24 protein-coding genes, 1 other RNA gene and 1 pseudogene are annotated in these 25709 nt (G+C 38.7%); 16 read left to right on the forward strand and 10 right to left on the reverse strand.

All coding sequences use genetic code 11. The annotated features are described in order from the left end of the window. Positions 1-157: 157 nt before the first annotated feature. The 6 genes from CICURV3402_RS00485 to CICURV3402_RS00505 all read right to left on the reverse strand — a co-directional run bounded on the left by CICURV3402_RS00485 (position 158) and on the right by CICURV3402_RS00505 (position 3020). On the reverse strand, positions 158-550 hold the full coding sequence (locus tag CICURV3402_RS00485) for a hypothetical protein (RefSeq protein ID WP_222837033.1): 393 nt from the start codon (positions 548-550) through the stop codon (positions 158-160). Then, a complete protein-coding gene (locus tag CICURV3402_RS00490; protein WP_222837034.1) occupies positions 544-699 on the reverse strand; it encodes a hypothetical protein in 156 nt (51 codons plus the stop codon). Before CICURV3402_RS00490 ends, CICURV3402_RS00485 begins: the two co-directional genes overlap by 7 nt. A gap of 167 nt (positions 700-866) precedes the next feature. Further along, positions 867-1019 (reverse strand): hypothetical protein, encoded by a 153-nt coding sequence (locus tag CICURV3402_RS00495; protein WP_222837035.1) that lies wholly within the window; start codon positions 1017-1019, stop codon positions 867-869. A gap of 368 nt (positions 1020-1387) precedes the next feature. Further along, the gene (locus CICURV3402_RS07045; RefSeq protein WP_268904276.1) at positions 1388-1513 is read right to left on the reverse strand and encodes a hypothetical protein; all 126 of its coding nucleotides are present in this window, start codon (positions 1511-1513) and stop codon (positions 1388-1390) included. 86 nt (positions 1514-1599) lie between these two features. Next, positions 1600-1854, reverse strand: coding sequence for a hypothetical protein (locus tag CICURV3402_RS00500; RefSeq protein WP_187306873.1), 255 nt, complete (start codon positions 1852-1854; stop codon positions 1600-1602). A gap of 959 nt (positions 1855-2813) precedes the next feature. Then, a complete protein-coding gene (locus CICURV3402_RS00505; protein ID WP_158379428.1) occupies positions 2814-3020 on the reverse strand; it encodes a hypothetical protein in 207 nt (68 codons plus the stop codon). A 1209-nt stretch (positions 3021-4229) separates the two neighbouring features. On the opposite strand from CICURV3402_RS00505, the gene feoA reads away from it, so the two are divergent. The 3 genes and pseudogenes from feoA (at position 4230) to CICURV3402_RS00520 (ending at position 6995) form a co-directional block, all read left to right on the forward strand. Next, positions 4230-4445: a ferrous iron transporter A gene (feoA, locus tag CICURV3402_RS00510; protein ID WP_158379429.1), complete on the forward strand. Its 216-nt coding sequence runs from the start codon at positions 4230-4232 to the stop codon at positions 4443-4445. Between the two features lie 16 nt (positions 4446-4461). Continuing rightward, positions 4462-6714: pseudogene (gene feoB, locus CICURV3402_RS00515) on the forward strand (Fe(2+) transporter permease subunit FeoB); the annotation flags it as partial. A 32-nt stretch (positions 6715-6746) separates the two neighbouring features. Beyond that, positions 6747-6995: a FeoC-like transcriptional regulator gene (locus tag CICURV3402_RS00520; RefSeq protein WP_158379431.1), complete on the forward strand. Its 249-nt coding sequence runs from the start codon at positions 6747-6749 to the stop codon at positions 6993-6995. 1032 nt (positions 6996-8027) lie between these two features. Here CICURV3402_RS00520 and CICURV3402_RS00525 read toward each other — a convergent pair. From CICURV3402_RS00525 to CICURV3402_RS00540, 4 genes are all read right to left on the reverse strand, one after another. Beyond that, positions 8028-8171, reverse strand: a complete 144-nt coding sequence (locus CICURV3402_RS00525; protein ID WP_187306874.1) for a hypothetical protein — start codon at positions 8169-8171, stop codon at positions 8028-8030. Positions 8172-8599: 428 nt separating this feature from the next. Continuing rightward, entirely contained in the window at positions 8600-8944 is a 345-nt protein-coding gene (locus tag CICURV3402_RS00530; RefSeq protein ID WP_158379432.1) for a hypothetical protein, read from the reverse strand. 832 nt (positions 8945-9776) lie between these two features. Continuing rightward, positions 9777-10073, reverse strand: a complete 297-nt coding sequence (locus CICURV3402_RS00535; RefSeq protein WP_158379433.1) for a hypothetical protein — start codon at positions 10071-10073, stop codon at positions 9777-9779. Between the two features lie 428 nt (positions 10074-10501). After that, the gene (locus tag CICURV3402_RS00540) at positions 10502-11785 is read right to left on the reverse strand and encodes a citrate synthase (RefSeq protein WP_158379434.1); all 1284 of its coding nucleotides are present in this window, start codon (positions 11783-11785) and stop codon (positions 10502-10504) included. Positions 11786-12160: 375 nt separating this feature from the next. On the opposite strand from CICURV3402_RS00540, the gene sdhC reads away from it, so the two are divergent. From sdhC to rnpB, 13 genes are all read left to right on the forward strand, one after another. Further along, positions 12161-12541 (forward strand): succinate dehydrogenase cytochrome b556 subunit, encoded by a 381-nt coding sequence (sdhC, locus tag CICURV3402_RS00545; protein ID WP_158379435.1) that lies wholly within the window; start codon positions 12161-12163, stop codon positions 12539-12541. Further along, a complete protein-coding gene (sdhD, locus tag CICURV3402_RS00550) occupies positions 12535-12882 on the forward strand; it encodes a succinate dehydrogenase membrane anchor subunit (protein ID WP_158379436.1) in 348 nt (115 codons plus the stop codon). The genes sdhC and sdhD overlap by 7 nt, the downstream gene beginning before the upstream one ends. Continuing rightward, on the forward strand, positions 12883-14649 hold the full coding sequence (sdhA, locus tag CICURV3402_RS00555; RefSeq protein WP_158379437.1) for a succinate dehydrogenase flavoprotein subunit: 1767 nt from the start codon (positions 12883-12885) through the stop codon (positions 14647-14649). A gap of 65 nt (positions 14650-14714) precedes the next feature. Beyond that, positions 14715-15431, forward strand: coding sequence for a succinate dehydrogenase iron-sulfur subunit (locus CICURV3402_RS00560; protein WP_158379785.1), 717 nt, complete (start codon positions 14715-14717; stop codon positions 15429-15431). A 36-nt stretch (positions 15432-15467) separates the two neighbouring features. Continuing rightward, complete coding sequence (sucA, locus tag CICURV3402_RS00565) at positions 15468-18272, forward strand: 2-oxoglutarate dehydrogenase E1 component (protein WP_158379438.1); 2805 nt, start codon at positions 15468-15470, stop codon at positions 18270-18272. Between the two features lie 41 nt (positions 18273-18313). Continuing rightward, positions 18314-19600, forward strand: coding sequence for a 2-oxoglutarate dehydrogenase complex dihydrolipoyllysine-residue succinyltransferase (odhB, locus tag CICURV3402_RS00570; RefSeq protein ID WP_158379439.1), 1287 nt, complete (start codon positions 18314-18316; stop codon positions 19598-19600). Between the two features lie 121 nt (positions 19601-19721). Then, a complete protein-coding gene (gene sucC / locus CICURV3402_RS00575; protein WP_158379440.1) occupies positions 19722-20891 on the forward strand; it encodes an ADP-forming succinate--CoA ligase subunit beta in 1170 nt (389 codons plus the stop codon). Then, positions 20891-21763 carry a succinate--CoA ligase subunit alpha gene (sucD, locus tag CICURV3402_RS00580; RefSeq protein WP_158379441.1) on the forward strand — a complete coding sequence of 291 codons (873 nt, stop codon included), beginning with the start codon at positions 20891-20893 and terminating at the stop codon, positions 21761-21763. The genes sucC and sucD overlap by 1 nt, the downstream gene beginning before the upstream one ends. A gap of 527 nt (positions 21764-22290) precedes the next feature. Then, positions 22291-22449, forward strand: coding sequence for a hypothetical protein (locus tag CICURV3402_RS00585; protein ID WP_187306875.1), 159 nt, complete (start codon positions 22291-22293; stop codon positions 22447-22449). A gap of 887 nt (positions 22450-23336) precedes the next feature. After that, positions 23337-23531, forward strand: coding sequence for a hypothetical protein (locus CICURV3402_RS00590; RefSeq protein WP_158379442.1), 195 nt, complete (start codon positions 23337-23339; stop codon positions 23529-23531). A gap of 875 nt (positions 23532-24406) precedes the next feature. Beyond that, positions 24407-24637: an autotransporter domain-containing protein gene (locus CICURV3402_RS00595; protein ID WP_158379443.1), complete on the forward strand. Its 231-nt coding sequence runs from the start codon at positions 24407-24409 to the stop codon at positions 24635-24637. An 85-nt stretch (positions 24638-24722) separates the two neighbouring features. After that, positions 24723-24962 (forward strand): hypothetical protein, encoded by a 240-nt coding sequence (locus CICURV3402_RS00600; RefSeq protein ID WP_158379444.1) that lies wholly within the window; start codon positions 24723-24725, stop codon positions 24960-24962. Between the two features lie 345 nt (positions 24963-25307). Beyond that, an RNA gene (rnpB, locus tag CICURV3402_RS00605) (RNase P RNA component class A) lies at positions 25308-25687 on the forward strand. Positions 25688-25709 lie beyond the last annotated feature (22 nt).

Consider the following 25709-nt stretch of genomic DNA (forward strand, 5'->3'; position numbering starts at 1 on the left):
TGGAAACTAATTATACGACAAACAAAAAATACATTAAGCAAGATACACTGCCTATAAATTTAGGCATATCAGAGCTATTATTTTTTGCTATTTATTGGGGCAGTGTTCAGGACAATAATCTAAAGTACTCTGACACGAAGAAAAAGATCTCATATCATCAAGAATTCAAGAATATATTTCTTAAATATAAGGTAAATAAATATTTAAGCGTTTTGCCATCGCCACTAATAAAGACAAATTTATTGTTCACGTCTTCATGAAAAGTGCGATGAGTTTTATCAAAAACGTATCCTTTTTGGTCAACGGGGATCAATGGCAGATGGATCCTTCGATAAGCTTGATGCGCACGTAGCACGGATAATAAAGTGTACTTTTCAATGCTCTGCTCCGTATAAGCTTCCCTGATTTCTTCTAATAACGAGTGAATAGAAGACACATCAATATTAAAAACAGTGTTGAGATATTTTTCTCTACTATTGGCCACCGCGATCACAATATTGCCAAAAATTTGATTTTGATAAATCCGCGCCAACGCTTTATAGATCACCACCCTGTTGAACCGCCTACCAAAAGGCCATATTCTTTAGCTATGTAACAGGCGGTTTCAAACGCTTGAGCGTCGGAAACCTGTTCACCCATATTAATCGTACTATAATCAAAGACCCAACCTACGTTATCTCCGTTTGATGTACCCGCCATGATTGATAATAAGGATATCCTGGTTTTCCGAAAACAATATAACCTACAGGCTCAACCGCAATGATCGTTATATTTTGGTTATAGACCTTTAAACCATGAGAAATCCCCGTCATCAATACACCTGTTTTAGACAACACCAATAAACATCCACTTTTCACCTTTCTGCACTATTTCTCTTTCTCTGATAAAATCAAGATACCACCTGTATTGGCAACGTTATCTGATTGATGCATAAAAACATCGCCGGGGATTTCTTTTGCTAAAGCGGCGGCAAAATATTGTCTCTCCACCACGGCGACTTCATTTTCTTTATAGTTCACTGTTACATAACAGATTTCATCTCCTCAGGCACGCATAATAAAAATTTTATCCGGAGAAGCGTGATGATCAACAATAGCAATAAAAAGAAAATCAAATTCGATCACCGTCAAAGCAAGTCTAATACCGGTGTTACTTGAGGAGGATTTCACAATAGTCCCTCCTGGTTTTATTTTGCCTGATTTTAACCCCCGCTAAAATCATATTTCGTGCCATACGATCTTGCATCTTTCCTCCTGGATTGTTTTTTCAATCTTAAGAAAGAGTTGCGCATTTTTATTTTTAAGAGAAAGATTGAGTATGGAGTATTTCCAATCAAAATCAGTTACTTTATTAAAAATTAACGATTTTTCTCCCTGTCGTGCTTTCGTTATGCCTGTTGATCTTTCAATAGAGAAATATGTTGAGGAATAGGATACCAATGAAAGCGATTTTCTAATAAATTCATTAAATAAGCCGCTGTATTCGAATAAACAAGAAAATCGCAGGCTTTCATTACTTGGAAAGCCCTGCAGAGACAATGAATCCAGTAATCTCCCTTCTTACCTGGTCAATCTGACCGAAAGACCTGATTGATGGCATCTAACAACGTAATCGCTTGCGATTCTTCCATGTACTTAGAGGTATAGTTACTGACAATAAAAAGCGTCTCCATCTAATCTTGTTGCCTAATAATACGAGATTCGCATGACGTGCTTTTCCACCTGAGATCAATCCTTTTTTCTCATCAAACGAATATTCTTGAACAATCATGCTCTCTTCTTTTTCTTGATTGATGATTTTTCTAGATACCGTTTCAGAAATAAGACTGCTTTGAGCCAAGGCATCAATAGTCATCACAAAAATGAGAGACGTGCTTTTATAAAAGCCACTAAATAATGCTAAGCATTTTTTAATATACTATGTAATGAAATTTCATCGGTTAGTTAATTCATGTTGAAGACGATAGTTGTGATATTGAGATAAATGCATGCTCAATAATGAGCGGGTAGATCAAGGCTCAGAAAGAAACATTTTTCGTTCTCTTTGCCATAAAGAATTCGATACTCGTTTTTTAAAGGCATTAAAAACCTAAACTGTGACCTCTCTGAGAATTTTCCAAAGAACCGGGGTATCTAGATTATAATAAGATGTCAAACAGAGCCCTAATTCATATAAATGAGTTAAAAAGTAAGCATATACGAAAAAGTATGCACTGGTTAGATATCATTTAAAAATACGATGGGCAATATCTCTGGATATAGGAATCAGGCTGTAATGCATAACCTCGTTTATACAATAAAGGTGTATAAGTGCTTCCATTGCCACAATAACGGATTAAAAAATGATGTGCCATCCCCTTATGAGAAAAAAAGAATTTGAGTGTTTTATTGATGTGCTTCTAAAGAAATGCTATAAAAAAGATAAAAGATGATGACAGGATAGATTAGAACCTGAATATATTGCTTAAACTAGTCTCTAACGCTTTGTTCAGCAGAAGCAATTAACTCAGTAATCAAGGGATTATTATTTTGAAATAAAGAAATCAATAAAGTCGCCACCGTAATCGGAAGATATTTTTATAACATTTTGGGGAACTGTAAGCTTGACAAAAAACCACTGATAAACATTTCCTCTTAGCATCGTCCTACCTTTCTTTATGAATAATGCTGGTAATGAAAAGCTATCTGTTCCTCTAAAATAGACACACTTTGATTAAAGCCATATTCGTTATGTTAAATTTCTTTCATCAGCTGACTAATCCAAGGCCTCATATGTATTAATTTGGCCTGTATACTTCGCATTTCACTGGTCATTTATATAGCAACAGGTAATTTAATAAAAGGAGCGTTTTCGAGTGTTAGATAACACATAGTACGAAAAAACATAGTGGGTCTCGTTTGAGGATCCAGGCCTTCAAGAATCAAAATACCTGCGGCGATGTTATCCAGCATAATTTTGCTAAACACAAGCGGCAAGATATTAATAATAAATAGGTAAGGACAAGCATTCTTTTGCATCATGTTTTGATGCGTAAGTTGTTGTTACTATTCCTGCCACAAAATAAGAAATTGCTCAGTATACCAGCCTTGGTAATTTGTTTTTATCTGGCATTGTTTGGATATAAGCCATGTCTGCTCGTAAAGCGGTGATACGTACAGGAACTATGTCATCAAATTCTAGTGATAATAAATCAACAGATTCAGGGCTTAAACTAGATCTATATTTCCATGTGAAATAATCAAGGATGACCTTCTAATAACTACTACTCCCACTGATCCAGTAAAATATCGGCATCTGAAAGAGACATCTGATGAGCTAACTAACCTGTCAAAGTGGTTTCACCACTGAGGGCGATTTTTTGTTATAATATGGCATTCCATTTTTGCTGATACTGTCGAGCTGGAATATCGTTATGAATGCTGTTTGTAATATCAGACTTCATCCCTTCAATACCTTCTGTTGTGTGTCTGAAATCTAGTTCATTTTTATTAAAGCAATTAATTTATTATGATCTGTGATATTGCCCCCCTATTACTCTCCAAATTATTTGCCCACAATTACTAAAGATCTTTATTAGTGCAATTTGTCAATGTTCAAAAAATAACTGTACCTGCTTTAACGGATAACATACTTAATCTGACGTAAAAATTAGTCGCGATAGACCTAAAGGGCCTTCTGAAAAAGGCAATGCACCAAGCATTTTAACGCATTATTTATTGAAAAGGTTTTTTCTAATGAAGTTGCGTTTACAAAAATATTATTTTTCCTAGATCCCACAAAATATCTCCTTTATATGAAAAATAGAACAGATAAATGACTGGCTTGAAAGAGCCTTTTTCGTATGCTTCAAATCATATATTGAATGAGAATCATTATTAAATATAATTTATAACAAATTTTAAAATAAAGTAGTCTGCTTTAAACGTAGATAAGAAGAGGAGTATTGATGATGTTTGATAAGTGAGATTACAATCGCGGCTGACTCGTTTACCAGCAAGCTGCTTGTACTCCTATAAAAGAATTCAGATACTTAAAAAATTGTATTGCTTTAGAGAACCGCTAAACGCTTTCAACTTGTTTCGTTTTGTGTTCTTAGCTTCATCATAATTTTCAACTTTTTTTATTAAAAAAAATAAATATATCATTGTATTGATACTTAAATTACATATGATAACGATTATCATTCTTCTATTGTATATCGCATATTATTGCGTTAAGTATTAGGTTATATGCATTTTGTTTCAGGTCATTCTTATCGTATTATCGGTTTTTCAAAAGACATCAGCCCCGCTTATCGGCAAAAATTACTGTCACTGGGCGTGCTTCCGGGTTTATTTTTCACTGTGATTAGAGAAGCCCCGATGGGGGATCCTCTTCATATCAAGATCAATCAAATCAATTTGATATTACGTAAATCCGATTTACATTTTTTAAACTTTACATAAATTCCCTTAAAATTTCATGAAAAAACTCACCATCGGTTTAATCGGCAATCCAAATACAGGAAAAACAACCCTTTTTAATGAATTAACTGGCGCTCATCAACGTGTGGGTAATTGGGCAGGTGTCACAGTAGAGCGTAAAGAAGGTGAATTTAATACGTCTGAGTATCAGGTGACTCTGGTTGATTTGCCAGGTATTTATTCGTTAACCACGATTTCAGAGCAGACTTCACTAGATGAAAAAATTGCCTCTGAATACATTCTATATAATAAAGCAGATTTACTGATCAATGTGATCGATGCATCTAATCTAGAACGCAACCTTTATTTGACACTACAATTATTGGAATGGGTAATGCCCTGTATTCTCGCGCTTAATATGTTGGATATCGCTCAAAATCAAAATATCGATATTGATATCGCAACGCTTTCGACTCAATTAGGCTGCCCTGTGGTCCCCTTAACATCAACACAAGCAAAGGGTATCAAAGAGTTAAAACACACAATAAATTCTTTTCAAAGCAACGTTAGGCAGATCAAGAAAAAAGATGATTTAGTGGAATATCCTTCTTGTTTAAGAAACGAACTTAATCAATTGATTGAAATGATTCCTCACGACAAAATACCCAAACAAAAACGTCGATGGTTAGCATTACAAATGCTTGAAGGGGATATTTATAGTATCTCACAGGCCAAAAAATTCGGCACCTTGGAAGCCGAATTAAACAAAATATTAGAGCAAAATAGATGTAACGATTCTGATGTTGTGATTGCAAACGCCCGTTATCAATCTATCAAGAGTATCACTGATGTAGTAATCCGGACTGAACAGCTCTCTGGGGATCGCACTACGGAAGTGTTGGATTGCTTTATTCTGCACCGTTGGCTTGGGGTACCCCTTTTTTTATTTGTCATGTATGTGATGTTTATTCTAGCAATTAATGTGGGAGGCGCATTTCAACCGCTCTTTGATATCAGCTCCTCTGCCTTTTTTATTAAAGGCACTCAGTGGTTGGGCTATCAGCTTCATTTTCCTGACTGGTTGACCGTTTTTTTTGCTCAAGGCATAGGAGGAGGTATTAATACTATGCTGCCATTAGTACCTCAGATTACCATGATGTATCTTTTTCTTTCTTTTTTAGAAGATTCAGGCTACATGGCACGAGCTGCTTTCGTGATGGATCGATTCATGCAGCTGATCGGATTACCTGGGAAGTCGTTTATACCATTGATTGTCGGTTTTGGATGTAATGTGCCTTCAATTATGGGCGCGCGCACTTTAGAAGCGCCTCGTGAACGATTGATCACTATTATGATGGCCCCTTTTATGTCTTGCAGTGCTCGGCTTGCCATCTTTGCCGTTTTTTCTGCCGCATTTTTTGGGAAATCAGGTGCCAGTGTCGTTTTTTCACTTTATTTACTTGGGATTGCGGCCGCAATTTTGACCGGATTACTCTTAAAATATACCTTGATGCAAGGTGAAGCCTCCCCCTTTATTATGGAATTGCCGATCTATCATGTTCCCCATCTCAAGACCTTACTTTTACAGACTTGGCAGCGCTTAAAAGGATTTATGATCCGCGCGGGAAAGGTCATTATTATGGCCAGTATTCTAATTGGAGGACTAAACAGTTTTTCTCTTTCGGGTAGAACAGTGGATAATATCAATGACTCTGCTTTAGCTTCTGTCAGTAAAGAGTTGACACCTCTCTTGGAGCCGTTAGGAATCAAACCAGATCATTGGCAAGCGACGGTCGGTTTAATTGCGGGCGCGATAGCCAAAGAAGTGGTAATAGGTACATTAAATACATTGTACACCGCTGAGCAGATCCACAATGAACCCTTTGATCCGAACGATTTTCATTTGTTAGATGAATTGGCTGGTGCCATAGATGAAACTTTGGAAGAACTGCGACACAGTATTAACAGCACCGTACTGTCTAACCCTATCAAAGCAAGCCAAGGGGATGGAGAAATGACTCAAGGATCAATGGGCGTCATGAGCCAAAAATTCGGATCCGATATTGCCGCTTATAGCTATCTGATTTTTGTGCTTTTATATGTACCCTGTGCTTCCGTGATGGGTGCCATTGCTCGAGAAACTCATCGAGGGTGGATGATTTTTTCGATTTTATGGAGCTTGAATTTAGCTTGGTTTTTCTCTACCTTGTTTTATCAAATCGCCACTTTTTCTCAAGATCCAGAACGAAGTACACTTACGATGACAGCACTTTTTGTGATCAATGGGCTGATCATCTTGGGTCTAAGACGTTACCCTCTTTTTGCAAAACCAACGAATATTTTATGACGGATTTATTTCAAATACGCAATGCGATTGCGCTAAACGGCATGATGGATGCAGATCAGCTAAGTCGACTGCTTCACACACCTTTGCCTTTCATGGAAGCCATGTTATCGCAGCTTACTATCATGGGTAAGATAGAATCTGTCGAAGAAGAACAGAATGGCTGTAACAGCCGCTATTGTAAAAGTTGTTTACATAATCCGGGCTGTCATAAGCGATATTATAAAATGAGCGGGGTGTTAAAGTAATTTAAGTTTAATCTGAAGGCAGTATATTCTCTTTTTATATGAACATTTTTAAGGTTGTGTTGCATTAAGAACGACAAGTCCGAAAAAATCCTCTGCTATTCTTTAGGCATATAAAAGATAAAATTGAGCGGTTTATAACAACCTCTCCCGATGCGGATGTTGAAGTTTTCTATTTTTTAAAATACATAATCTCGATGTCTGTGCAGATTTGTAATTGCCAGAATGATTTCAATCCTATCGTAGGGCGTATTCGTCGAGTGATATTTCGATGGTCCTACTTCATCTGATTGGTCAGATATTTACGCTGACAGATGTGCTAAGGCTAAAAGTCAAAGAAGCGCATCGAGTACGATATCGATTTCTTGTTTAAGGTAGAAATTATTGTGATTTTAGCACCTCTTTGTTTAAGAGGTTTTTGAAACCTGGCTTCATTGTCTGATTCCGAAAGACCCGCTATCGCTTGTGCTAATTGTTTAACTTTTAATATCTTCACTCCCACTTTAATAAAATAATTATAAGAATTTAAGGTTTCTTGCACTTCGATAGATGCTTTTTTTGTGTGGTATTTTATAAAATACGATAGCTATCTATGCCATCGCCCCCTGTAGCAGTTTCTGAACTTAGGCTTAAAATATTATTACCGATTATTCTTAAAATCAGTAACATATTCTGAACTCAAGGTGACTTCTTTCGGGGTTTTATCAAACCTGTCTTTGTCCGAAGCATCACCATGGTACAGGCATAATTTATTCCCTGAAAACTGGACCAAATCCAACTGGTTATCTTCATTATTGATCTCCATCAATAACGGGACTGGTTTTATGTCAACATAGAGGATTCATCGGATACCCCTGTTGCTTTTCTCAAAACTACCTTTTCGCTTGAAAACAAAATCGTTAACATCAAATTGAGTGATAACACAATCTCGTCTCTTAAACATCTTAGTTGATGTTTCCCATAACATGATAAACTGCATCTTTATCTTCGGCATGATAACAAGTCTTTATCTCTGTGTCTGTCTTGATCATGTACTCATTCACTGCCTTGCACAACAGTAGGACAGAGACGCCCCGATCGTTGAAGTAAGCGATGTCCCCACTTATCTGCTCCATTAAAGTCCCCGACAGGGGTCGGAGTCCCGTGCCGATTTCCAATGGCGAGTCTCTCCTTCTGCATCAATATTTTTAGTTTTCATCTACGAACTGCCTCCATAATTTTCGATGCCATTTGGACAAGGTCATCATGATATCGTCATTACTCTTATCGTCTCTCGATATCAACACGGAGGTATAGTTTTTATAATCACTATCCACACCCTCACGTTCGCTGATGTATTTAATCTATAAATTTTTTGATACCTCTTCAGGCCGCACGCGGCCTACTACACTATAACTATGAGAAGGTCCGTCCTATATGAGATCTTCATACAACCCGCTAGCTAATGTAATACAACGGTCATTCGCAACAATTTTTGTTGTGTTGAGATTTTAGTGAGATGTTCACTCGACTACTATAAATTCTCTCTATTTAGCCTTGCCTGAGTAGTAGGGCCTGGGCTTGCTTGGTGAAAAGTTGCTGATACCCTTTCTTGCCGGCGCTAAAGTCTATTGATAAATGGCTACATTTTCTACATCTGGCGCTAAATCGTGATATGAGAAGTAACTCCAGCGCGCATCAAGTTCTTCAGCATCACTCAATGCAACCCATTTTTTTAGTTCTTGTACCTGGCGTATGGCCGAATAAATTTCACCAGAGCCTAACAATGCCAACCTAACTAGCAACTCAAAAGACCCCGCTGATGAAACATCGCTGTCTTTGACGAGGGCATCTTGACGTAATTTTGGATCCGTCATTTTTCTCAGTGTATCAAACGCTTGAAAAGATTCGTATAGCTCAAATCCACTGGATAATGCCCCTAATACCGGCCTACCAAAACGAACCACTTTCAATTGATTATCTGCTGTAATGCCCCGTGTTATTAAAACTTTTCCGTATTGATCTAATCCAGAGTAGAGCGCGGCAATCCCAATATTCGAGATAAAAGAAGCGATGACTAAATGACGTTGAAAAATGAATTATTTTTTCTTCTGTTAGACCGCTCTTATGCAAGAGCTCGTTATAGCTTTTAAAATCCCGAACCCCCCGTAGGTAACCGTACCCTTGCATGCCTAAAGCAGCTCGAGCAGAGAATTGATTCATTCACACCCGCTCATCCGTTTCGAACCGGGACAGTTTTCTCGGCGTTCAAATCGGTTATCCCAGTAACCGCTTTAGGCCCATGAATTTTTCAGACTAATTTCTCTTCTAGTGTCAACTGAGCACTACTCTAATCTGATTTATCTCTTTCTTTCAAAACCCTACCAGACTATATAGTCTGGTATTACTTACTGGCCTAATTCTTTTTGAAATGCCTGATGGAACTGAAATAATTGCTTGGTAAATACTCAGAGACTGCATCACTTAAGGTTGATTAGCGCCATCTTCCCTATCACGTCTATGTCCTACTATATTCCAACGCAATAGCACTCCTGTATGTAATTTTCAGGCAGACCTTTTATCCACTTCCTTGTATCATTGAGATGCCATATTTAATAATTTTTTATCAACCTGTACCAAGACTAATTCCTCTAAATTTTTTGAGACTATCTTCAGGTACCGATATATGTACTTCTGAGGCAGCTTCAAGGAAATTCAGAAAATAATTATTTATTAACGGTACGACCTGCATCTCATTAGTTTGAATTAAATAGACAAATCCATATTACTATTTCAGACAAATCGCTAGTCTTTCATTTTTTTGACATAACTGCTATCTTCGGGACTAGTATCTTCAAAACTATTATGTATAGGGCTTTCATCTGTTTTATAATTAAATATTAAATAATTTGTATCAAGCTTAAGGTATTCTTTCGAATAGTCTTCAGAGTTGGAGAGCCTATCCTGCGACTTATAAAATTTATTTCCACGCTTATTTTGGTGAAATTTAATAATCGGATCGCTTTTTTCTTTAATATCACGATAATTTTTTTCTTCTAGCAAAAGTGATTTATGCAAGGTTGGATATCCATTGTGATTCAAGCTTATGATTGTTTTTTCTTAAAAAATGGTTTCTATTAAAATGTAATTTAAATAGAGACTGCTAAAGCGTCCATATCAATAATGGGTGAAATGTTTAATGTTAAAACAATAATTTATTAAAAAATAAAAAGCCAAAAATTGGCTTAATACATTTTTAATTAAATTTCCAGGCTAGATGATGGGTTTTATATGCGTTGAACTGAGTGAATGCTAAAGCGTTACATCAACTTTTGTCGGAGTTCACTCCCTCTGATTTCCCGTTATGGCAAACGATCTTTCGAAAAAACGTAATAATGCTTGAGATAATGCAGACGTTTGAAATCCCTTCGGCTGATAAACATACACAGGTAATTTTCAATGGCAAACTTACGTTATATTTTAAAGCAATTAATAAAAAATAACTTTTTAATACTTATTCGAAACTAGATTTAATGAAAATTTTGGCTCTTAAATGCACGCTGAGTGTATCCCAGATACAGCTGACGGGGTCGAGCAATTTTAAGTCCTTCATCATGCATTTCTTTCCAGTGTGAAATCCAGCCAATCGTTCTGGCCACAGTAAATATCACAGTAAACATCGAAGTAGGAATACCTATTGCTTTCAGGATAAGCCCGGAATAAAAATCGACATTAGGATAGAGTTTTTTCTCAATAAAGTAATAATCGTTGAGCGCAATGTGTTCTAATTCCCTTGCTACTTCGAACAAATGATCTTGTATATTGAGCTCATTTAACACTTCATCACAGGTTTCTTTCATCACTTTTGCTCTGGGATCATAATTTTTGTACACTCTATGACCAAATCCCATCAATCGAAAACCATCATTTTTATCTTTAGCCCTCGCTATAAATTTAGGAATATTTTCAGCTTTACCTATTTCCTCTAACATTTTTAAGCAAGCTTCATTGGCTCCTCCATGAGAAGGGCCCCATAAAGACGCGATCCCAGCAGCAATACAAGCAAAAGGATTGGAGCCAGAAGAACCTGCTGTACGTACTGTGGACGTAGATGCATTTTGCTCATGATCTGCATGCAAAATTAAAATGCGATCCATCGCACGCTCTAAAACAGGGGTAATTTGATATTCTTCACAAGGAGTCGAAAACATCATATTTAAAAAATTAGCCGCATAGGAGAGATTATTTCGAGGAAAAACAAAAGGCTGACCGATAGAATATCTATAGCACATGGCCGCCATTGTCGGCATCTTGGACAATAAACGAAAAGCACTGAGTTCGCGATGATTTTGATCATGCACATCTAAACCATTATGATAAAAAGCCGCCAGAGCACCTGTAACGCCACAAAGTACCGCCATTGGATGTGAATCACGACGAAATCCACGAAATAAATGTGTAATTTGATCATCGATCATCGTATGGCGGGTGATGGTTGTTTTGAATGTTGCATATTGTGCTGGGGTAGGAGGCTCACCATACAATAAGATGTAACACACTTCTAAATAAGTGGAATGATTTGCGAGTTCTTTAATAGGGAAACCACGATGTAATAACACACCTTTTTCACCGTCGATAAAGGTAATTTTTGATTCGCATGAAGCCGTTGAAGTAAATCCTGGATCAAAAGTAAAATACTTTTTAGAAATCAAAGGGCGCACATCGATGACTTGGATCCCTAAAGTAGGTGAAAATCGATCAAGTTCAATCAAAGTTTCTCCATCAATAATGAGCTTTGCTTTTTTATCAGACATTCCTATCTCCTTAACATATTTACTTTCATATTTAAGATAAACTTCTTTTAAACACCTTTCATGTTACTTCTTTTCACGGTTTTACAAATAGTTTCAGTGTAGACAATTTTTATATGATTTATAATCACATTAGTATCAAAAGATACCATTAAATATAGCAGTGAATTTATTTTTTGATGAATATCAAATAGTTATGTAATTTATTCATTTTCATTTTGAATATTTTGAAATAAAACACTATTTTCATATAAAATGCAGATAAATTGACTGAAAATGATTCCAATCAAAATATGCCAATCAGATACTGATCTTAGATCTGCGTTATCATCTTCTATGTGGATAACGAAGCTCAGAAATGATAAAAATGGGGTGAAAATGACAAAAAAACAAAGACCGATCAATTTAGATTTAATGACATTTTGGTTTCCTCTAACGGCAATTGCTTCGATTTTGCATCGAATATCGGGCGTGATTATTTTTTTTGCGGTCGGTTTCTTTGTTTGGCTTTTAGGTCTTTCTCTTTCTTCACCAGAAGGCTTTATAGAAACTTCTACTATTGTCGATCATTTTTTGATGAAATTGATACTATGGGGTTTTCTCACGGCCTTATTTTATCATCTTTTAGGGGGCATTCGTCATTTGTTAATGGATTTTAGTTATATTGAAGAAAACCTAAAAATGGGTATCCGCTCTGCTCAAGTAGTAATGGTTATCACAGTTTTACTGTCGATTTTAGTGGGAATCATCATATGGTAAGCAACGCTTCTGCTTTAGGGCGTAATGGAATTCAAGATTGGTTACTACTGCGTGCCTCTGCGATTATTATTGCGCTATATGTTTTTTATCTTTTTGGTTTTTTTGCGATTACCCCGAATATAACTTATGAAATTTGGCAACATTTTTTTGGCTCTGCTTTCACTAAAATTTTTACCCTCCTCACTTTATTCTCGATTCTACTTCATGCTTGGATTGGCCTATGGCAAGTATTCACCGATTATGTCAAATCATTACCTTTGAGACTATTACTACAACTGCTGGTGTTGGTCGTATTGATGGTTTATGTATTTTACGGAACGATGGTAGTTTGGAGTGTTTAAATGAAATTACCTGTAAGAACATTTGATGCTGTCGTCATTGGTGCTGGAGGTGCTGGTATGCGTGCAGCCCTGCAAATTTCTCAGATGGGGCTTTCCTGTTCATTGGTTTCAAAAGTGTTCCCGACCCGATCTCATACCGTATCTGCCCAAGGGGGGATCACCGTCGCATTAGGTAATCATCATGAAGATAACTGGGAATGGCACATGTATGACACCGTCAAAGGCTCGGATTATATTGGCGATCAGGATGCAATCGAATATATGTGTCAAAACGGCCCTGAAGCTATCATTGAATTAGAACACATGGGGTTACCCTTTTCTCGGCAAGCTGATGGGCGTATTTATCAGCGCTCTTTCGGCGGGCAATCTCTGAATTTTGGCGGAGCTCAAGCTGCTCGCACCGCGGCGGCGGCCGATCGAACCGGACATGCTTTGCTGCATACTCTCTATCAACAAAATTTAAAAAACAACACCACTATTTTTTCTGAATGGTATGCATTAGATCTGGTCAAAAACCAGGATGGCGTTTTTGTTGGATGCACCGCAATCTCTATTGAAACTGGCGAAATCGTTTATTTTAAAGCGCGTGCCACCATTCTTGCGACGGGGGGGGCAGGTCGAATTTATCAATCGACAACGAATGCACATATTAATACGGGAGATGGTATTGGTATGGCGTTGCGTGCTGGGGTCCCCGTGCAAGATATGGAAATGTGGCAATTTCATCCAACAGGCATTGCAGGGGCTGGCGTTTTAGTGACTGAGGGTTGTCGGGGTGAAGGCGGATATTTACTCAACCGTCATGGCGAACGTTTTATGGAACGCTATGCGCCTAACGCAAAAGATCTCGCGGGGCGTGACGTGGTCGCACGTTCTATCATGATTGAAATTCGTGCAGGCAGGGGCTATGAAGGGCCTTGGGGGCCACACGTGAAATTAAAATTAGATCATTTAGGCAAAGAAGTTCTCGAATCACGTTTACCCGGTATCCTGGAATTATCTCGGACCTTCGCTCATGTCGACCCTATTAAAGAGCCTATTCCTGTGATCCCAACCTGTCATTATATGATGGGCGGGATCCCTACTAAATTCACAGGACAAGCCATTACTGTCAATCCAAATGGGGAAGATGAAGTAATACGCGGCTTATTTGCTGTAGGTGAAGTTGCCTGTGTTTCTGTGCATGGTGCTAACCGATTAGGGGGTAATTCTTTACTTGATTTGGTGGTGTTTGGTCGAGCGGTTGGGCTTCATTTATCAGAATCCTTAAAAGAGCAAGGCGAAAGTCGCGATGCTAGTGATGCTGACCTTGACGCTGCTCTAGAACGCATTCATCGTTGGAATAATACACAATCAGGTGAAGATCCCGTTGAAATTCGTCACGCATTGCAAACCTGCATGCAAAATCATTTTTCTGTTTTCCGTGAAGGTGAATCGATAGCTGAGGGATTAAAAAAGCTTAACGTTATCCGAGAGAGACTCAACTATGCACGCCTAGAAGATACTTCGACTGAATTTAACACACAGCGTATTGAATGCTTGGAATTGGATAATTTGATGGAAACCGCCTTTTCAACGGCCGTTTCTGCCAATTTCCGTACAGAAAGTCGAGGTGCGCATAGCCGGCTTGATTTCACAGAACGCAATGACATCAACTGGTTATCTCACTCATTATTTTTACCACAGACACAGAGTATGACACGTCGTAAAGTGAATATGAAGCCCAAACTCAGACCCGCATTTCCACCTAAAGTACGTTCTTACTGATGATTGGCATGTTTCGATTTTTAGCATAATAAAAATATAAGAGAGCTGTAAAAATGAAAAAACGCATGACGCTCGAATTTTCAATCTATCGTTATAATCCTGATGTCGATGATAAGCCACGAATGCAAGATTATAGCCTACCCTTCGAAGAAGGCGGGGATATGATGTTGCTCGATGCGCTCATTGCATTAAAAGAAAAAGATCCCACCCTGACTTTTCGTCGATCTTGTCGTGAAGGTGTTTGTGGTTCAGATGGTATGAACATGAATGGCAAAAATTGGTTGGCTTGTATTACACCGGTGTCGAGGCTGATTAAAGCCAATCAAAAAATGGTCATTCGCCCTCTCCCTGGCCTGCCTGTGGTGCGTGATCTCGTAGTTGATATGACCCAATTTTATGCCCAGTATGAAAAAATCAAGCCTTATCTATTAAATGACGGGAAAACCCCGCCTGCCAGAGAACATTTACAATCTCCTGAAGAAAGAGCTAAATTAAACGGCTTATATGAATGTATTTTATGTGCTTGTTGTTCTACTGCTTGCCCTTCATTTTGGTGGAACCCCGATAAATTTGTGGGCCCCGCAGGGTTGTTAGCCGTATATCGTTTTTTAATCGACAGCAGGGATACACAAACGCAAACTCGTTTAGAGGGTTTAGATGATGCATTCAGTGTTTTTCGTTGTCATGGCATTATGAATTGTGTCAGTGTTTGCCCTAAAAGCCTCAACCCAACACGCGCTATCGGGCACATCAAATCCATGTTATTAAAACATGGTGCTTAATTATCAAAATAAAAGCTTTCAGCTTTAAGGATCATCATGCAGAACGGGCTAATGCAGGCTTGGTTGAATTCTTCCTATCTGGCAGGGGCTAATCAATCCTATATAGAACAACTCTACGAAGATTTTTTAATCAATCCCAATTCAGTAGAACAAAGCTGGCGAACTATTTTTAAGCAATTTTCATCCGCCGAAACAGCTATACAATTACATTCAGAAGTTCGTCAACATTGTCGAGATTTAGCAAAAAATAAAGCGAGTTTATTATCTTCATGTAACGGTTTAGATCTCGATTCCAAGCAAATTAAAGTATTTAATCTGATGAATGCTTTTCGCTTCCAAGGCCATCAAAACGCTCATTTAGATCCTCTCGATTTATGGAAGCGCGAACCCGTTCCTGATCTTCATCCAGCCTATCATGATTTAACTGAAAGTGATTTTGAAAACAGTTTCAACATTGGTTTCTTTGCTATTCCAAAAAAAACAATAACATTGACAGATTTATACACTGCATTAAAGAAGACGTATTGCGGCTCAATAGGCGCCGAGTATATGCATACTAATAATACTGAAGAAAGGATCTGGATACAGCAACGCTTCGAACCTATCATGGGAAAGCCTCAATTTAAGGCTGAGGAAAAGCGGCGTTTTTTAAGTGAATTGACCGCTGCCGAGGGATTAGAACGTTATTTAGGGGCCAAATTTCCAGGAGCCAAACGCTTTTCACTCGAGGGCGGAGATGCTTTGGTTATCTTGCTGAAAGAACTGATTCGTCACGCAGGTCAGCAGGGTATGAAAGAAGTCGTTCTGGGTATGGCACACCGTGGTCGTTTGAATGTGTTGATCAATGTATTAGGTAAAATGCCTCAAGATCTTTTTGATGAATTTGCAGGCAAACATAAAAAACATCTCGGCACAGGAGATGTTAAATATCATCAAGGTTTTTCCTCTGATATTGAAACAGAAGGGGGCCTGATTCATTTAGCGTTGGCGTTTAATCCGTCTCATTTGGAAATTGTCAGCCCCGTTGTCATCGGCTCTGTACGAGCGCGTCGTGATCGCCTCAGTGATAAAGCAAGCAATAAAGTATTCCCCGTCACGATCCACGGGGATGCAGCAATCACTGGGCAAGGCGTGGTGCAAGAAACCTTAAATATGTCTCGAGCCCGAGGTTATGAAGTGGGCGGAACAGTGCGCATTGTGATTAACAATCAAATCGGTTTTACCACCTCAAATCCCAAAGATGCCCGCTCCACCGAATATTGCACTGATGTCGCCAAAATGGTACAAGCACCGATTTTTCACGTCAATGCGGATGACCCAGAAGCCGTAGCTTTTGTCGCTCGTTTGGCCCTAGATTTTCGTAACACTTTTAAGCGCGATTTTATGATCGATTTGGTATGCTACCGACGACATGGCCACAATGAAGCGGATGAACCGAGCGCGACTCAACCCGTCATGTACCAAAAAATCAAAAAACATCCAACGACTCGGGAAATCTACGTACAAAAATTAATTCAAGAAAATATCGTTACTCAAGAAGACGCGACCGAAATGGTCAATCATTATCGAGATGCTTTAGATCAGGGTAAAGGAGTGGTGAAGGAATGGCGTCCCATGCAGCCCCATGCTTTTAATTGGCAGCCTTACCTTAATCATGAATGGGATACTCAATACCCTAATACAGTTAAAATGGCCTCTTTAATAGAGTTGGCAAAAAAAATTAGTCGTATCCCTAAAAAAATCGACATGCAATCTCGAGTCGCTAAAATTTATGCAGATCGTGCAGAAATGGCCGTAGGGAAGAAACCCCTCGATTGGGGTGCCGCCGAAACATTAGCCTACGCCACCTTGCTAGATAAAGGTATTTCCATTCGTTTATCCGGTGAAGATTCAGGGCGTGGCACCTTTTTTCATCGGAATGCTGTGATTTATGATCAAAAAAATGGCTCAACATATGTACCTTTAGAAAACATTCACCAAAACCAAGGTGACTTTAAGGTCTGGGATTCGGTTTTATCTGAGGAAGCAGTACTGGCTTTTGAATACGGTTATTCGACAGCGGAACCTCGTACTTTAACTATTTGGGAAGCCCAGTTTGGTGATTTTGCCAATGGTGCTCAAGTAGTTATCGATCAATTTATCGGTTCTGGAGAGCAAAAATGGGGTCGTATGTGTGGTCTTGTGATGTTATTACCACACGGCTATGAAGGACAAGGCCCAGAGCACTCTTCAGCACGTTTAGAACGCTATTTGCAACTTTGTGCTGAGAAAAATATCCAGGTCTGCATTCCTTCTACACCTGCACAGGTTTACCATATGTTGCGTCGTCAATCATTAAGACCTATGAGACGCCCGTTGGTGGTGATGTCCCCGAAATCGTTGCTTCGCCATCCTTTAGCAATTTCATCTCTTAAAGAATTAGCAGAAGGCACTTTTTTGCCGGCCATCGCTGAAATTGATGAGATAAACAGCGATTCTATTAAACGTGTTGTGATCTGTGCCGGAAAAGTGTATTACGATCTGTTAGAACAACGTCGTAAAAATCAGCAAGATAATGTAGCGATTATTCGTATCGAGCAACTGTACCCTTTTCCCCATCAAGCAATAAAAATGCTTTTTGAACCCTATGCGCATGTGCAAGATTTTGTTTGGTGTCAAGAAGAACCTCTGAATCAAGGAGCTTGGTATTGTAGTCAACATCATTTCCGAGAGGTGATCCCTTTTGCTGCTTCCTTACGTTATGCGGGCCGGATGGCCTCAGCCTCTCCCTCTGTGGGTTATCTCTCACTGCATCAAAAACAACAAAAAGATTTGCTTAACGACGCTTTAACCATCGAATAACGCTTTTCTCGTGCAAAATCGTCACTACATAGGAATGAATAATGAATAATACAGATATTCTGGTGCCTGATTTACCTGAGTCTGTGGTAGATGCCATTGTAGCCACTTGGCATAAAAAACCAGGCGAAAGGGTTCAACGCGATGAGGTTTTAGTGGAAATTGAAACTGATAAAGTGGTTTTAGAAGTCCCAGCAAGCACTTCTGGTATCCTCGATTCGATAGCAGAGGATGAAGGCGCTACCGTCGTTTCACGCCAGAAATTGGGTCAAATGCGGCTAGAAAATGTCTGTTCTGAATCTACGTCTCAAAAAATACAGAAAATCATATCGACCGCTGCCAATGAAATAAAATCCAGCGAGAAGCCAGCGTCAGATGTCACTAACAAATCACAAACAATAGAGAATTTAAGCCCAGCTATTCGTCGCCTGATTGCTGAGCATGAGCTTGATGCTCGCCTGATCAAAGCCACGGGCCCGGGGGTACGTATGACTCGTGAAGATGTCGAACAATATTTATCCGATCAAAACGATTCAAAAAAGATCCCATCTCAACCTATCTCCCAGAGCGCGGTTTCTGATATTTCAAAAAATCCCGATTTTTCTGCTGCTTCAGAGCAGATGGGCATACATCGTAGTGAAAAACGTCTCCCCATGACGCGCCTACGTAAAAAAATCTCTGAACGCTTGCTGCAAGCAAAAAATAACACGGCCATGTTAACCACTTTTAACGAAGTGAATATGAAGCCCATCATGGATTTACGTAAAAAATATGGTGAGGCTTTTGAAAAAAGCCATGGCGTGCGTTTAGGCTTGATGTCTTTTTATGTGAAAGCAGTGACAGAAGCCCTAAAACGATATCCTGAAATTAATGCCTCTATTGATGACGCTGATATTGTGTATCACCATTATTTTGATATAAGTATTGCGGTTTCTACACCACGTGGTCTTGTCACACCTGTTCTGCGTGATGCGGATACCTTAAGCATGGCGGATATTGAAAAACAGGTTAAGTCTTTGGCCCTGAAAGGGCGTGACGGTAAGCTCAAGGTTGAAGAATTAACTGGGGGGAATTTTACTATTACTAATGGAGGGGTTTTTGGTTCACTCATGTCCACCCCCATCATTAATCCTCCTCAAAGTGCCATTTTGGGCATGCATACCATTCAGGAGCGCCCAATGGCGGTTAAAGGTCAGGTTGTGATCCTACCAATGATGTATTTAGCGCTCTCGTATGACCATCGTTTAGTGGATGGTCGCGAATCTATAGGTTATTTAGTAACCATCAAATACATGCTTGAGGATCCCGTACGTTTATTGCTTGATCTATAAAACATAGGGCTGAAACAGCCCCGTTTAGCCTTACTCAATATTTCCTTTAGAATTAAAATCTGAGGAATGGCTATACCTTTAGCACGCCTCATTAATACTGTACTCTACATGAGATAACATAATGAATTTACATGAATATCAAGCAAAAGAATTATTTGCTCGACGTGGCTTACCTGTTCCAAAAGGGTATGTCTGCCGCTCAGCGGATGAAGCAGAAAAAGCGACCATAAAGCTTGGCGGAAATCTTTGGGTCGCAAAATGTCAAGTGCATGCAGGAGGCAGAGGGAAATCTGGGGGGGTCAAATTATGTAACAACCCGCGAGATGTCAGCGATTTTGCCGAGCAGTGGTTAGGTAAAAATCTGGTGACCTACCAAACCAATCTGCAAGGTCAACCTGTTCATCACGTTTTGGTAGAGGCTGCAACAGATATTGGTCAAGAATTATATCTTGGCGCTGTGATAGATCGGAGTTCAAGCCGTGTCGTTTTTATCGCCTCTGCCGAAGGAGGTGTTAAGATTGAAAAAGTCGCAGAAAAAACCCCGCATCTCATTCACAAAGTGACGATTGATCCTTTAACGGGACCACAGCCTTTCCAAGGGCGTGAACTGGCGTTTAAATTGGGATTAACTGGTAAAAAAATCAGCCAATTCAGTCAAATTTTCATGAATTTAGCAAAATTGTTTTTAGAATGTGATTTAGCACTACTAGAAATTAACCCTTTGGTCATCACAAAAACGGCAGAACTTATTTGCTTAGATGCAAAATTGACTGTAGATGGTAACGCCCTATATCGGCAACCTGAATTACGTCAGATGCATGATGTCACGCAAGAAGATGCCCGTGAAGCGCACGCAGCGCAATTTGAATTAAATTATGTGGCGTTAGAGGGCAATATCGGGTGCATGGTTAATGGCGCTGGCCTTGCTATGGGTACAATGGATATGGTGAAACTGTATGGTGGTGCTGAACCTGCTAATTTTTTGGATGTTGGCGGAAGAGCCACCAAGGAACGTATCACAGAGGCTTTTAAAATTATTTTGTCTGACGAAAAAATAAAAGCGATTTTAGTTAATATTTTTGGGGGGATTGTACGCTGCGATTTAATTGCAGATGGCATTATTGCTGCCGTTGCAGAAGTGGGTATGCAAATCCCTGTCGTCGTCCGTCTTGAAGGTAACAATGCTACACTAGGGGCTAAAAAATTGTCTGACAGTGACCTTAATATTATTACCGAAAACAGTTTAATCGATGCAGCAAAGCAAATTGCTGCAGCAGTAAAGGAAAAATAATGTCTATTTTAGTGGATAAAAACACCAAAGTTATTTGCCAAGGTTTTACCGGCAGCCAAGGCACTTTCCATTCAGAACACGCCATCTCTTATGGAACTCAAATGGTTGGGGGCGTCACTCCAGGTAAAGGGGGAACCACCCATTTAGGCTTACCTGTATTTAATACAGTTAAAGAAGCAGTTTTGAAAACTGGGGCGACGGCTTCTGTTATTTATGTGCCAGCGCCTTTTTGCAAAGATTCTATTCTGGAAGCCATCGATGCGGGCATAACTCTAATTGTTTGCATTACGGAAGGCATTCCGACGTTAGACATGCTAATCGTCAAAGAGAAACTCAAGCAAAGCCATGTAAGAATGATAGGCCCGAATTGCCCTGGGATTATTACACCTGGCACCTGTAAAATTGGCATTATGCCTGGTCATATTCATCTTCCAGGCAAGGTTGGCATTGTATCACGCTCAGGCACATTAACTTATGAAGCTGTCAAACAAACCACCGATGTTGGTTTAGGTCAATCGACCTGTGTGGGTATTGGAGGAGACCCTATTTCAGGGTCTCATTTCATTGATATTTTCACGTTGTTTGAACAAGATCCTCAAACAGAAGCAGTTGTCATGATAGGTGAAATTGGTGGAAACGCAGAAGAAGAAACCGCAGATTACATTAAAAATACGTCATTTAAAAAACCGGTTGTGGCTTATATCGCAGGAGTGACAGCGCCAAAAGGAAAGCGTATGGGACACGCGGGTGCAATCATTTCAGGAGGACGAGGGAATGCGGAAGAAAAATTTTTAGCTCTAGAAGCAGCGGGAGTAAAAACGGTCCACAGCCTGACCGATATTGGCAAAGCGGTGATCAACATTTTATCATAATTGATTAAGAAAATACTAATATAACGCGTGAGCAACGCGTTAATTGATCGATTAAAAATGAAATCAATATTAGCCTGAATTCATCCCCGCCTCTTTCTATCAAAAATTTTTTTCGACTCAACCTTATTATAAAAATTCTTTTTTATTTTTAATATAATTTTTTATCAGAGATAAATTAAAAATAAACCGTTTTAACTAAAGCTGCTTATTAATTTTATTTAAAATATTTATAGATTAGAGAGAATCACGCCTCATCCCCAAAAGACATAATTCCCCCTTCAGAACCATTTTATCTTCTGTCTGCTTAAAAATTACATTTCTTTTTCTTCATGTTTTTACTCTTAACGCAACACAACCTCACACTTTAATCAGGTAATGATATTGATTCATCACAATCAGCTACATCACAAACAACTTATAAAAAATAACATGGTGAAAAATTTAACTTTTTGGTATTACCTTCTTTTGTAAAAAGATTGGAAAACTGTCTCTTTTAACTACATTAATCTTCTGTGGAGGAGGTGGAGATGGGTAAGGATGGGATATATGCTCATCCTATTGGCACAAAATCAACATTAAGTGCTCAAATTAATCCTGATACACAACCTGAGATCTGGGAACAAATTTTTGTTGAGGATTACTTAAACCAAACTGAAATCAAAAAAAATGCATCAACAGAGACATAAAGATTAAGGTGTTAATATACTGGTCATCGACGGTGGAGATATATCTGATGTTCTAGAGATGGGCAAAAAAAATCAATGAAATCAATCCATCGACCACTGTAGAAAATCAGAAGTTTAGGCATGGCGCAGCACTAGTGTTGATGACTGTAGGCAATAAAACAGGTGATTTTGCTGGAGAAGTAGCATCTGAAAGTCAGGTTTTTATGTAAATCATAGATCTAAGAATGTAAATAAAAAACAGCATAAATTTTGGGGCGCTGCTGTTAAATAACAACATAAAAATCATTAATCACAGTTATCATGTTAAGAATTCTGAATATGGGAAGCGAATAGTTAAAGACAAAAATAAAGTTTTTTGAAGATCTAAAAATTAGTCACGCCCGCCACATTTTATACATTTGATCCTCTAGAAATAATGACTCTATTAGTCGTCATCCCTACATAGTTAAACTACCTTATTTGTATACAGAGATTAAAAGAGGTTAGATCACGGTAAAGCTGGAGTGGATCTCTTTGGAAACATAGACGTCGGTTCTGTAAAATATAATGACGTAAAATTTTTTGTATTGTGGCTCATATGAAGCTTTTGACGAGAGGTGACATTTATTCCGATACGAGACTTGGCACGCCTACTGTTTCAGGGATAGCCGGATTAGTTTCGGGAAAATACGCTTGGATGACTGTCAATAATCTGCGTCAAACAATCTTAACTAGCAGGCTCTAATTTTGATATAAAACTCAGTAAAGATACAGGTTTGAGAGTACTAAATGCAGCCAAAGCTAGTACTAAATGCAGCCAAAGCTATTCATGGCCAAACTCGATTTGATAAAAGATTAACCGACCTCAATGGAGCATCTGAAGCCGCAAAAACGCTTTTGTGGCAAATATGAACGAAAAACTTAATGGTTGTAATGATAGCAGCGTTTATAAACAATATGATTTACATTCAAACTATACTTTCAGTAATAGCATGCAAGGTGATGCAGGTGTAATACAACCAGGTTCTGGACCATTGTTTTTAACAAGGTCAAATACCTATACAGGAAACACTGATATAAAAAAACGAATTATTTCTTTATGACTTCGCAAGCCTAAATTTACAAGTGACTCGTCATCTAATAACTGTTTAGATCAGCCAAACAGGAAAAATCAATGCTGATATTAATAATACAGGAGACACCTGAGTTGCTTTGAAAAACAAAATGATTCACAACAATATCTATTACAAGTCGCGCACTATAGAAGGTAATGTCGCTTTTAATGATAGTTTTACTTTAATCAATAACATTGGGAGCAGATTACATGTGGTTGACAAGGTATCATTAGACAACACTAAAATTAAGGTGCTGCTTGTTAAAGATGATAAGAAAAACTACATTTGATGAAAATATGATGCATTATATGCGGTGCATGGTATCGATGGAGCATTTTCTTCATCGGTGGACGACATTGATGAAAAAGGCTAAGAACTTAAGTGGTATGAGTTTAAAATTGATAAAGATTATACGATAGATAAATTCATTTATATCACAGTAAAAGCTAAAAACTCAGAAAATACTCTTAAAAGATCAAGACAATCCCTCATAGGTTAAGATAAAACTTACAATAACGTTACACAATCTATAGAAAAGGCATGGGAGATCAATCTACAAATAGGCTAGTGATGGTAAAGCAATCTCTCGAATTACAAAAAATCTAACCATATCAAATACCGAAAAACTCGAGCCATGCTCGATAGCCGTTCATGGTCAGCTCTATTCCTCAGATTTAGCGTTGAGTTTTCAGCAATTAACGATGATTAACCAGGTTTTAGGCAATAGTTTAAATAAAATCACGCAAAATTCATCCGGCTCTATCATGTGGTTTGACTTTTACGGATAAAAATAGAACTACAACAAACGGGCTTTAAGACCGGAAACCCCATTTTTAGGCCGGTCAATGGGGCACACCGCATCAATGATAATTGGGATAGAGGGGTGTACCGTGTTGGCTGAGAATGAGCAAGCCAGTTTTGGTCGTTGGGGTGGGCAGTCTACATCACGTAATATCGGCGTGTCTGTCTATAGTCGATATGGTCAAAGCCAAGCTTGGTATACCGCATGGCGTTTATGTTGGGCCTCTATCAAAAATAAAATTGAACGTAAAATTTCAAACAATGATGAAAAAAATGATCGATGCAAAACATAAAGATAACCTATGGTAGTGTATCTAGAAACGGGCGATGTTATGCATCGAAAGCAAGCTCGCATCATCCCCTTCGTTAGTTTAGCCTATGACCGGACCTCGAGGCGCTTTTACAGAAAAAGGCGTCGAGGCTGCCTTTACTCTAAAAATCAATGCAGCAAGTTACGAACAAAATTCTGGCTTACTAGTTATCCGCTTTGCTTACTTTTTTGACCGAACCGCGGGGCAAGCTGAATCCAGGCCTTACGGGCTTTATCAACAGAACTTAAAAACAGACGATGTAAATTATAAAGAGACATTTATCGGTTTCCCTTCTGTACATCATTGAGTCAAATGGATCGACTTACCCAAACACTCTGGCTGGATAGGGATTAGCTTAAATACTTAATCCACCCCTGTTTCAGCTAGAAAGTAGATTACAACGTACAGATGATGGGAGGTTATGAAAAAATCAATCATCTATTGAATTAAGGTTTTTGTATCAACTTTATCTAATACGCACTAAAACAGAGATGTTCAATTATCTACCAATTAGGTCATTTGATTAAAATATAAAAGATATCAATCTCTTGAAATAAATGAAAACTGCTGACGCCCGCTCTAGAGCGGTTTTCATTTTTTATAACATATATTCAGGATGCTATTTTTTTTTTATATGGCTATAATCCGCTAGTAAGTTAACTAGACAGTCGCTGCTTCTTTTGATGTTTATTAAAAAAACAAAAAATAGAGGGAGAGGAAAGTCCGGGCTCCATAGAGCAAAGTGCCAGGTAATGCCTGGGAGGCGTGAGCCTATGACAAGTGCAGCAGAGAGCAAACCGCCGATGGCCTAAAATATGAGGATCAGGTAAGGGTGAAAGGGTGTGGTAAGAGCACACCGCGCGTTTGGTAACAAGCGTGGCAAGGTAAACTCCACTCGGAGCAAGACCAAATAGGGGTTCACATAGTGCGGCTCGTACTGAACTCGGGTAGGTTGCTTGAGCCATCAAGAGATTGCTGGCCTAGATGAATGACTGTCCACGACAAAACCCGGCTTATCGGTTAACTTACTTTTAAAAAATTATATCTCAGCAAA

It is taken from the genome of Candidatus Williamhamiltonella defendens (assembly GCF_900699045.1).
Lineage (GTDB): Bacteria > Pseudomonadota > Gammaproteobacteria > Enterobacterales > Enterobacteriaceae > Hamiltonella > Hamiltonella defensa_A.